Origin of the sequence: Kitasatospora sp. NPDC059571 (assembly GCF_042735675.1) — a bacterium.
Taxonomy (GTDB): Bacteria; Actinomycetota; Actinomycetes; order Streptomycetales; family Streptomycetaceae; genus Kitasatospora.
The window spans coordinates 1-10,273 of the sequence record NZ_JBHWBW010000274.1; the positions used below are offsets into that span (position 1 = coordinate 1).

General features: G+C 74.1%; 7 protein-coding genes and 1 pseudogene. All 8 read right to left on the reverse strand.

All coding sequences use genetic code 11. The features are described from left to right. Nucleotides 1-67: 67 nt before the first annotated feature. A complete protein-coding gene (gatB, locus tag ACFV0G_RS25650) occupies nucleotides 68-1,570 on the reverse strand; it encodes an Asp-tRNA(Asn)/Glu-tRNA(Gln) amidotransferase subunit GatB (RefSeq protein ID WP_380552423.1) in 1,503 nt (500 codons plus the stop codon). A 40-nt stretch (nucleotides 1,571-1,610) separates the two neighbouring features. Continuing rightward, a complete protein-coding gene (locus tag ACFV0G_RS25655) occupies nucleotides 1,611-1,871 on the reverse strand; it encodes a hypothetical protein (protein WP_380552426.1) in 261 nt (86 codons plus the stop codon). Then, nucleotides 1,868-3,361: an Asp-tRNA(Asn)/Glu-tRNA(Gln) amidotransferase subunit GatA gene (gene gatA / locus ACFV0G_RS25660; RefSeq protein WP_380552429.1), complete on the reverse strand. Its 1,494-nt coding sequence runs from the start codon at nucleotides 3,359-3,361 to the stop codon at nucleotides 1,868-1,870. Before gatA ends, ACFV0G_RS25655 begins: the two co-directional genes overlap by 4 nt. 3 nt (nucleotides 3,362-3,364) lie before the next feature. Continuing rightward, complete coding sequence (gene gatC, locus ACFV0G_RS25665) at nucleotides 3,365-3,661, reverse strand: Asp-tRNA(Asn)/Glu-tRNA(Gln) amidotransferase subunit GatC (RefSeq protein ID WP_033820075.1); 297 nt, start codon at nucleotides 3,659-3,661, stop codon at nucleotides 3,365-3,367. 203 nt (nucleotides 3,662-3,864) lie between these two features. Beyond that, nucleotides 3,865-4,719: a hypothetical protein gene (locus ACFV0G_RS25670; RefSeq protein WP_380552433.1), complete on the reverse strand. Its 855-nt coding sequence runs from the start codon at nucleotides 4,717-4,719 to the stop codon at nucleotides 3,865-3,867. A gap of 108 nt (nucleotides 4,720-4,827) precedes the next feature. Then, nucleotides 4,828-6,468, reverse strand: a pseudogene (locus tag ACFV0G_RS25675) (putative bifunctional diguanylate cyclase/phosphodiesterase); the annotation flags it as partial. A 363-nt stretch (nucleotides 6,469-6,831) separates the two neighbouring features. Next, nucleotides 6,832-9,135, reverse strand: a complete 2,304-nt coding sequence (gene ligA / locus ACFV0G_RS25680) for an NAD-dependent DNA ligase LigA (protein ID WP_380552436.1) — start codon at nucleotides 9,133-9,135, stop codon at nucleotides 6,832-6,834. An 18-nt stretch (nucleotides 9,136-9,153) separates the two neighbouring features. Then, the gene (locus ACFV0G_RS25685) at nucleotides 9,154-10,164 is read right to left on the reverse strand and encodes a methionine synthase (protein WP_380552439.1); all 1,011 of its coding nucleotides are present in this window, start codon (nucleotides 10,162-10,164) and stop codon (nucleotides 9,154-9,156) included. Nucleotides 10,165-10,273: the final 109 nt, after the last annotated feature.

The window sequence follows — 10,273 nt, forward strand, 5'->3', positions numbered from 1 at the left end:
GCCCTTAGACGGGGCGGGCACGGGCCTTCGGGTGCTCTGAGGTACCTCAGAGCGGACGGCCGGGGCCTCAGGCGCCGAGGCGCTCCAGGATGAGGTCCTTGGCGCGGGCCGCGTCGGCCTGGCCGCGGGTGGCCTTCATGACCGCGCCGACCAGCGCGCCGACGGCCTGCACCTTGCCGTCGCGGATCTTGGCGGCGACGTCCGGGTTGTCGGCGATCGCCTGGTCGACGGCGGCGCCGAGCGCCGAGTCGTCCGAGACGACGGCCAGGCCGCGTCCGGCGACCACCTCGTCCGGCTCGCCCTCACCGGCCAGCACGCCCTCGATGACCTGGCGGGCCAGCTTGTCGTTGAGCTTGCCCTCGGCGACCAGCGCGCAGACCCGGGCCACCTGGGCCGGGGTGATCGGCTGCTCGGCCAGGTCGGTGCCGGCCTCGTTGGCGCGGCGGGCGATCTCGCCGAGCCACCACTTGCGGGCCTGGTCGGCGGGGGCGCCGGCGGCGATGGTCTGCTGGATCGGCTCGACCGCGCCGGCGTTGAGCACCGCCTGCATGTCCTTGTCGGACAGGTCCCACTCGGCCTGCAGCCGGGCCCGGCGCACCCGCGGGAGCTCGGGCAGCGCCGCCCGGATCTCCTCGACCCACTCACGGGACGGGGCGATCGGGACGAGGTCCGGCTCGGGGAAGTAGCGGTAGTCCTCCGCCTCCTCCTTGACCCGGCCCGCGGTGGTGGTGCCGTTGTCCTCGTGGAAGTGGCGGGTCTCCTGGACGATGGTGCCGCCGTCGCCCAGCACGGTGGCGTGCCGCTGGATCTCGAACCGGGCGGCCCGCTCGACGCTGCGCAGCGAGTTGACGTTCTTGGTCTCGCTGCGGGTACCGAACTTCTCGGTGCCGTTGGGGCGCAGCGACAGGTTGACGTCGCAGCGCATCTGGCCCTTGTCCATCCGGGCGTCGGAGACGCCGAGGGCGCGGATCAGCTCGCGCAGCTCGGTGACGTAGGCCTTGGCGACCTCGGGGGCCCGCTCACCGGCGCCGACGATCGGCTTGGTGACGATCTCGATCAGCGGGATGCCGGCCCGGTTGTAGTCGAGCAGGGAGTACTCGGCGCCGTGGATGCGGCCGGTGGCACCGCCGACGTGGGTCGACTTGCCGGTGTCCTCCTCCATGTGGGCGCGCTCGATCTCCACCCGGAAGACCTCGCCGTCCTCCAGCTGCACGTCGAGGTAGCCGTTGAAGGCGATCGGCTCGTCGTACTGGGAGGTCTGGAAGTTCTTCGGCATGTCCGGGTAGAAGTAGTTCTTCCGGGCGAACCGGCACCACTCGGCGATCGAGCAGTTCAGCGCCAGGCCGATCCGGATCGCCGACTCCACGCCGACCGCGTTGACCACCGGCAGCGAGCCGGGCAGGCCGAGGCAGGTCGGGCAGGTCTGGGAGTTCGGCTCGGCGCCGAGCTCGGTCGAGCAGCCGCAGAACATCTTGGTCTTGGTGCCCAGCTCGACGTGGACCTCAAGGCCCATCACCGGGTCGTACGAGGCCAGCGCGTCCTCGTACGAGACCAGGTCAATGGCGCTCACAGCGCCCCCTTCACTAAAAATCTTCGGAGGTGCGGGCCCGTCAGCCCAGCAGGACGTCGTCGTCGCCGAGCTGCTTCAGCTCGCGCAGCAGCATGGCGGTACCGGTGATCAGGGCGGCGGCGCCGGCCAGCGCGTTGATCAGCCGGAGCCTGTCGTGCTCGCCGTTGGCCCGCTTGATGTCCTTGACGATCGAGATCGCGCCGAACGCGGTGGTGCCCAGGGACAGCCACAGGCCCGGCTTGGAGTGCTTGAACCCCTTGATCGACGACGACTGGCTCTTGGCCTTCGCTACGGTGCTCACAGTGCCGGTGCCTCCTCCAGCAGGGGGTGTCCCCACTTCTCGTTGAGTGCGGCCTCGACGGCGCCGCCCACGCGGTACAGGCGGTCGTCCGCCATCGCGGGGGCGATGATCTGGAGGCCGACCGGGAGATTGTCCTCCGGGGCCAGGCCGCAGGGCAGCGACATGGCCGCGTTGCCCGCCAGGTTCGACGGGATGGTGCACAGGTCCGCCAGGTACATCGCCATCGGGTCGTCGGCGCGCTCGCCGATCGGGAAGGCGGTGGTCGGGGTGGTCGGGGAGACCAGCACGTCCACGCCGGCGAAGGCGGCGTCGAAGTCCCGCGAGATGAGCGTGCGGACCTTCTGCGCCGAGCCGTAGTAGGCGTCGTAGTAGCCCGAGGAGAGGGCGTAGGTGCCGAGCATGATGCGGCGCTTGACCTCGGGGCCGAAGCCGGCCTCGCGGGTGAGGGCGGTGACCTCCTCGGCGCTGCGGGCGCCGTTGTCGCCGACCCGCAGGCCGTAGCGCATGGCGTCGAAGCGGGCCAGGTTGGACGAGGCCTCGCTCGGCGCGATCAGGTAGTACGCCGGGAGGGCGAGGGTGAAGGACGGGCAGGACACCTCGACGACCTCGGCGCCCAGCTCGCGCAGCAGCTCCACGCTCTCGTTGAAGCGCTGCATCACGCCGGCCTGGTAGCCCTCGCCGGCGAACTCCTTGACGACGCCGATCCGCATGCCGCGGATGTCGCGCATCCGCGCCGCCTCGACCACGGCCGGCACCGGCGCGTCGATGGAGGTGGAGTCCAGCGGGTCGTGGCCGGCGATGGCCTCGTGCAGCAGCGCCGCGTCCAGCACCGTGCGGGCGCACGGGCCGCCCTGGTCGAGCGAGGAGGAGAAGGCGACCAGGCCGTAGCGGGAGACCGCGCCGTAGGTCGGCTTGACGCCGACGGTGCCGGTGACGGCGCCCGGCTGGCGGATCGAGCCGCCGGTGTCGGTGCCGATGGCCAGCGGGGCCTCGTACGCGGCGAGCGCGGCCGCGGAGCCGCCGCCGGAGCCGCCCGGGATGCGGGTGAGGTCCCACGGGTTGCCGGTGGGGCCGTAGGCGGAGTTCTCGGTGGAGGAGCCCATCGCGAACTCGTCCATGTTGGTCTTGCCGAGGATGACCACGCCCGCGTCCTTCAGACGCGACGTCAGGGTGGCGTCGTACGGCGGGATCCAGCCCTCGAGGATCTTCGAGCCGCAGGTGGTGGGGATGCCCTTGGCGGTGAAGACGTCCTTGAGCGCCAGCGGGACGCCGGCCAGCGGGCCGAGCTCCTCGCCGCGGGCGCGCCGGTCGTCGACCGCACGGGCGGCCTTGAGCGCGCCCTCGGTGTCGACGTGCAGGAAGGCGTTGACCTTCTTGTCCACGGCGCCGATGCGGTCCAGGTGCGCCTGGGCGACCTCGACGGCGGAGACCTCGCCGGCGGAGATCGCGGCGGCGGTCTCCGCGGCGGTGTACTTGATCAGCTCGGTCATCGCTCAGTCCTCCCCGAGGATCTGGGGCACACGGAAACGCTGCTCCTCGCTGGCCGGGGCGCCGGACAGCGCCTGCTCGGGGGTCAGCGACGGCCGCACCTCGTCCGCGCGCATGACGTTGGTCAGCGGCAGCGGGTGGGAGGTCGGCGGGACGTCCTGTCCGGCGACCTCGGAAACGCGGGCGACCGCGCCGATGATCACGTCGAGCTGCTCGGCGAAGTGGTCCAGCTCTTCGGCCTGCAATTCGAGACGCGACAGCCGAGCGAGGTGGGCGACCTCCTCGCGCGTGATGCCAGGCATGCGGCGATCCTCAGGTTCGGGTTTCGGTGAGACCGGGGCCTTGCCCGTCCTCTTGGTCTAGGGACACATCCTATGGCGCGGGCCCGCGGCCTTTGCCACGCAGAACCGGCGGGTGCCCGGGGGCCGGCGCGGTCCGCGGCGATCGGGGGCGGTCAGGGTGCGGCGCGGCGCCGGGCGGTGCGGCCCGCGCGGCCCGCCGGGGCTCAGAGGGCGAGGCCGTCCGGGGCGCCGGCCTCGGCGCCGGGGGTGCCGCCGCCGTTCAGCTGGTCGAGGTCGAGCGTCTCGTCCGGGCCGGGCGTGCCGGAGGGCACCGGCGTGCCGAACTCCTTGAGGTCGACCCGGCCGGTCCCGGAGCCGCCGGTGAGCTCCAGGCGCAGCGGGTAGGGCTCGCCGCGGGTGGCCACCGACAGCACGCCGTCGCCGGCCCCGCCGGTGCCGGTGACGGGCACCGCGACGGCCGGGGCGCCGTTCACCGTCACGGACTTCCCGCGGTCGGGCGCCGCGGGCGAGGCGGACAGCGACCCGGCCAGGGTGTCGAGGTCGCAGACGGTGCCCATGGCGGCGAAGTCGGTGTTCTCGGTGGTGGTCTTCAGGTACTTGTCGCCGATCAGCTGCTCGGCGCCCTGGCCGCCGTGGCTGCGCCAGAACACCGGGTCGGGCTTGACCCACAGGCTGGTGCCCCGCTTGACCAGCCGGAACGTGCCCTGTCCGCTCAGGCCCATGGTGCCGGCGCAGTTGCCGTCGGTGTCGGCGCTGAGGTCGAAGGTGACGGACTGCCCGTCGCTGCTGCCGTCGCCGGTGATCCGCACCGAGCGGGCCTGCTTGAGCGCGGCCAGCGCACGGTCGACGACCTGCTGCGGGGCGAGCGCCTCGACGCCGTTGGCGGTGGCGCGCGCGGTCGCGGAGCGGGCCGCGGCGCCCGCGGACGGGGGCGATCCCGGCGCCCCGGTGGCGGCCGCCGGGCCGGCGGCGGCGCCCGGGGCCGTGCTGCACGCGGTGGCGCCCGCCGTCAGGAGGAGGGCGGCGAGCACCGCCGCCGCCGTCCGCTGCTCGTCCACTGATCCTCCTCGGTCCGGCCCGGTCGAGCGTGTACCCCGTGGCACACACTCAACCGGACGCGCCGGATCCGCAAGGAGGCGGGGCCGCCCGCAGCTCCCGCTCGGAGGTCACTGCTGGCTGGTCGGCGCGGGCAGTTCGGCCTGGGCGGCGACCGTGGGCAGCGGCCTGGCCTGCGGCAGCTGCGGGGCGAGCGGCTGCGGCGGGGCGGCGGCCACCCGCTCGGCGCGGGCGGCGCCGGTCTGGCGGACCATGAGCCAGGCGGTCGCCTGGTCGGCGGGCAGCGCGGCGGAGACCAGCCAGCCCTGGACGGCGTCCACGCCCATGCCGTGCAGCCGCTCCCAGGTCTCGTCGTCCTCGACGCCCTCGGCGACCACGGTCAGCCCCAGCGAGTGGGCGAGCTCGACGGAGCAGCGCACCACCGCGGCGTCGTGGTCGTCGGCGACCATCCGGGAGACGAACGAGCGGTCGATCTTCAGCTCGCCGACCGGCAGGCTGCGCAGCCGGGCCATCGAGGAGTGGCCGGTGCCGAAGTCGTCCAGGGACATCCCGACGCCGTAGCGGCGCAGTTCGGCGAGGGTGTCGGCGGCGCGCCGGGAGTCGTCGAGCAGCAGCCGCTCGGTGATCTCCAGCTGGAGGGCGTGGGCGGGCACCCGGTGGCGGGTGAGGTGCCCGGCGACGCGGGTGGCGAAGCCGGGGTTGAGCACGTCGCGGGGCGACACGTTGACCGCGACCGGCACCTGGAGGCCCTGGGCGCGCCACTGGGCGAGCTGGCCGACCGCCGACTCCAGCACGTAGTCGGTGAGCCGGGGCATCAGCCCGCTGGACTCGGCCAGGCCGATGAACTCGTCCGGGGGGACCCGGCCCTGGCCGGGCCGCTCCCAGCGCAGCAGCGCCTCCAGGCCGACCACGCGGCCGTCGAAGGCCACCTTCGGCTGGTAGTGCAGCTGCACCTCGGCGGTCTCCAGGGCCCGGCGCAGGTCGCCGAGCAGGCCGATCCGGTACGGGGTGTCGATGTCCTGCGCCTGGTGGTAGACCTCGACGCCGCTGCGGCCGCGCTGGGCGTGGCCCATCGCGACGTCGGCGCGCCGCAGCAGCGCCTCGGCGTCCTGGGCGTGCGCGGGGTAGACGCAGACGCCTGCGCTGGCCTCCAGGACGAGCAGCAGGCCGTCCAGGCGGATCGGGGCGGCCAGTTCGGCGATCAGGGCCTTGGCGATACGTTCCAGCGTGTCCGCGCGGCCGACGCCGGGCAGCAGGACGGCGAACTCGTCGCCGCCCATCCGGGCCACCACCGGCCGGCCGCCGTGCCGGTCGGGGGCGGGCAGGGCGGCGGTGAGCTCGGCGGGGACGTCGCGGCCGGCACGTCCGGGACGGCCGTGGCCGGCCCGCAGCGCCCGGTGCAGCCGACGGGCGATGTGCACCAGCAGCCGGTCGCCTGCGGTGTGGCCGAGCGCGTCGTTGAGCGACCGGAAGCGGTCCAGGTCGAGCAGGATGATGCCGACGCTGTAGTCGTCCTCGCCGTCGTGGCGGGCGATGGCGTCCTGGGCGGCGAGCAGCAGGGCCTGGCGGTTCGGCAGGTCGGTGAGCGGGTCGGTGAGCTGGTCCCTGGCCCGGTCGCGGGCGATCCGCCAGGCGGCGACCAGCACGGCCAGCGGGACGGTGAACAGCGGCAGCAGTTCCGGCTCGTACCGGTAGACCAGCACGGCCAGCGGGATGAGCGGTGCGGCGCCGGCCAGCAGGACGCCGAGCAGCAGGACAGCCCCTGCCACCCCCTGCGGCGGGCGTGTGGGCGCGCCGCCGGTCGTACGATCCATATGCCCTGTCCTCCGCCGGGCCCGCCCCGTCAGGCCGCCTTACGGTGAGGCACCCGCGCGGGGTGCCGGTGGACGTCAGGTATCGGGGCGCCCCACGGGACGGCGGCCGAAGCCACCGCCCTCCACCCCTTGCTGACACTCTGTTGCGCCAAGGGTAAGCCGGTGTCCGCCGACAGGGCGGACTTTCGGACATCCCCGGGCGCGCCACCGGCAGACCGATGCCGGACAGTGACACAATGCCCGGTTTCCGGCCCGTACACCCCGTGACGCGGTGTCAGGACGATAACAGCATCCGGCCGGTCAGGACCCCTCAGGCCCGTCCCCCGCCTGCGGCGCGTCCTGCTGCGGCGCGTCCTCCTGCGGCACGTCGAGGCCGAGGTGGGCCCGGGCCGCCTCGGGGCCGTCCGCGAGCAGCACGGCGAACCCGGCGTCGTCGAGCACCGGCACCTTGAGCTGGACGGCCTTGTCGTACTTCGAGCCCGGGTTGTCGCCGACCACCACGAAGTGGGTCTTCTTGGAGACCGAGCCGGTCACCTTCGCCCCGCGCGAGGTGAGCGCCTCCTTGGCGCCGTCCCGGGTGTGGCCGGCCAGGGTGCCGGTGACCACCACGGTCAGGCCCTCCAGCGGCCGCTCGCCCTCCTCCTCGGCGCCGGCCTCGGTGAACTGCACGCCGGCGGCCCGCCACTTCTCCAGGATCTCCCGGTGCCACTCCTCGGCGTGCCACTCCTTGACCGCCCGGGCGATGATCGGGCCGACGCCCTCGGCGGCGGCCAGCTCCTCCTCGGTGGCGGCGAAGATCCGGTCCAGGTCGCGGAACTCGCGGGCGAGCGCCTGCGCGGCGACCGGGCCGACATGCCGGATCGACAGGCCGTTCAGGTACCGCCAGAGCGGGCGGTCCTTGGCCGCGGCGAGGTTGTCGAGCAGCACGGACAGCGACTTCTTCGGCTCGCCCTTGGTGGTGGCGAAGAAGGTCACCACCTTCTCCTTGCCGGTACGGTCGTCCGGCTTGGGCATGCCGGTCTTGGGGTCGCGCACCAGCACCTTGATCGGCAGCAGCTGCTCCTCGGTGAGGCCGAAGATGTCCCCCTCGTTCTTGACGGGCGGCTCGGCGGGCTCCAGCGGCTGGGTCAGCGCGGTGGCGGCGACGTAGCCGAGGCCCTCGACGTCCAGCGACTCGCGGCCGCCGAGGTAGGCCAGGCGCTCGCGGACCTGGGCCGGGCAGTACCGGGCGTTGGGGCAGCGCACGTCGATGTCCCCCTCGGACATCGGGCGCAGCTGGGTGCCGCACTCGTGGCAGTGCGTCGGCATCACGAACTCCTGCTCGGTGCCGTCGCGCAGGTCCTCGACCGGGCCGAGGATCTCCGGGATCACGTCGCCGGCCTTGCGCAGCACCACGGTGTCGCCGAGCAGCACGCCCTTGGCCTTGACCACCTGCTGGTTGTGCAGGGTCGCGTACTGGACCATCGAGCCGGCCACCTTCACCGGCTCGGCCAGCACCGCGTAGGGGGTGGCCCGGCCGGTGCGGCCGATGCCGACCTTGATGCTGGCGAGCCTGGCGGTGACCTCCTCCGGCGGGTACTTCCAGGCGATCGCCCAGCGCGGCGAGGAGGAGGTGGCGCCGAGCCGGCCCTGCAGCGGGATCTCGTCGACCTTGACCACCACGCCGTCGATCTCGTGCTCGACGGAGTGCCGCTGCTCGCCGTACTGCTTGATGAAGGCGCGGACCTCGTCCAGCGTGCCGACCACCCGGTTGTGGCGGGCGGTCGGCAGGCCCCAGGCGCGCAGCAGGTCGTAGGCGTGCGACTGGCAGTCGATGTCGAAGCCGACCCGGGCGCCGATGCCGTGCACCACCATGTGCAGCGGGCGGGAGGCGGTGACCAGCGGGTCCTTCATGCGCAGCGAACCGGCGGCGGCGTTGCGGGGGTTCATGAACAGCCGGACCATCGCGCGCGGCCGCCGGCCCTCCTTGGCCCGCTCCTCGTTCTCCAGCCGGCGGCGCTCGTTCTCGGCGGCGAAGGAGGCGTTCAGCGCCTCGAAGGCCTCCGTCGGGAAGTACACCTCGCCGCGGATCTCGACCAGCTCGGGGACGTCGTCGCCGTGCAGCCGGTGCGGGATCTCCTTGATGGTGCGGACGTTGGCGGTGATGTCCTCGCCGACCCGGCCGTCGCCGCGGGTCGCGGCCAGCACCAGCTCGCCGCGCTCGTAGGTGAGGTTGACGGCCAGGCCGTCCACCTTCAGCTCGCACAGGTAGTGGTAGTCGAGGCCGTCGAGCTCGCGGGCGACCCGCTCGGCCCAGGCGGCGAGCTCCTCGTCGTCCATCGCGTTGTCGAGGCTGAGCAGGCGCTCCCGGTGCTCCACCGAGGCGAAGCCCTCGGCGACCGCGCCGCCCACCTTCTGGGTGGGCGACTCGGGCGTGCGCAGCACCGGGTGCTCGGCCTCGACCGCCTGCAGCTCGCGCATCAGCGCGTCGAACTCGGCGTCGCTGACGACCGGCGCGTCCTGCTCGTAGTAGCGGGCGCGGTGGTCCTCCACCTCGGCCGCCAGCTCGGCGTGCCGCCTGCGGACCTCCGCGGGAACGTCCTCCCAGCCCTCGACCGCCGCCACCGTGCGCCTCCTACCGTCTCACTCCGGGTTGTCCACCAGGCTCTGCGCCGCCCTGACGCTCTGTGACAGGGCCCGGCGCGCGTACGCGGGGGACGCCCCCGCCAGCCCGCAGGCCGGTGTCACCAGCACCCGGCGGCCCAGCAGCTCCGGACCGAACCCGAGCCTCTTCCACAACGTCCTGACACCCTGGACACTACCGGCCGGGTCCGACAGCACCCGGTCGGTGGCGGGCACGACACCGGCGAGGATCACGGTGCCCGCCTCCACCGCCTCGCCGAGGTCCTCGTCCTCACGCTCCGTCAGCAGTGCGAAGTCCAGCGAGACGCCGGCCACCCCGGCCCGGCGCAGCAGCGGCAGCGGTACGCCCGGGGCGCAGCTGTGCACCACGACGGGTGCGTCCAGGGCGCGGATCACGGACCGCAGTTCCTCCTCGGCGACCTGCCGGTCGACGGCGCGCAGCCGCTGGAAGCCGCTGGCCGTACGCACCTCGCCGGCCAGCACCGCGGGCAGCGAGGGCTCGTCGAGCTGGAGCACCACCTCGGCGCCCGGGACGCGCCTGCGCACGTCCGCGAGGTGGCGGCGCAGGCCCTCGGTGAGCGAGCCGGCGATGTCGCGGCAGGCGCCGGGGTCGGCGAGCGCCTTCTCGCCGTGCTTGAGCTCGATCGAGGCGGCCAGCGTCCACGGGCCGACCGCCTGCACCTTGAGCGCGCCCCGGTAGCCCTGGGTGAACTCCTCCAGGGCGTCGAGGTCCTCGCCGAGCCAGGAGTGCGCGCGCCGGGTGTCCCGGCCGGGCCGGTCGGTGAAGCGCCAGCCGCTCGGCTCGGTCTGCGCGAACAGCTCGACCAGCAGGCCGGCGCCGCGCCCGATCATGTCGGCGCCGGGCCCGCGGGCGGGCAGTTCGGGCAGGTGCGGCAGCTGCTCCAGCGCGCCGGTCGCCGTCCGGGCCGCCTCGCGGGCGTCGGTGCCGGGCAGCGACCCGACACCCGTGGCGGCGCCGGACAGCTCGGGGAAGGGGAATTCGGTGCTCACACGCCCGAGCCTAGTGCGCCCGCACGGCCCCGCCCACGACGGGGGGGCCGGCGGCGCCCGCGGGGGCGCGGGGGCGGGGCGGGCGGGCGCGGGGGGGGGCCCCCCCCCC

What these genes read in the sequence shown, in the direction of transcription:
- gatC (WP_033820075.1), bottom strand. Translation starts at nt 3,661, where the DNA reads ATGCCTGGCATCACGCGCGAGGAGGTCGCCCACCTCGCTCGGCTGTCG.
- gatA (WP_380552429.1), bottom strand. Translation starts at nt 3,361, where the DNA reads ATGACCGAGCTGATCAAGTACACCGCCGCGGAGACCGCCGCCGCGATC.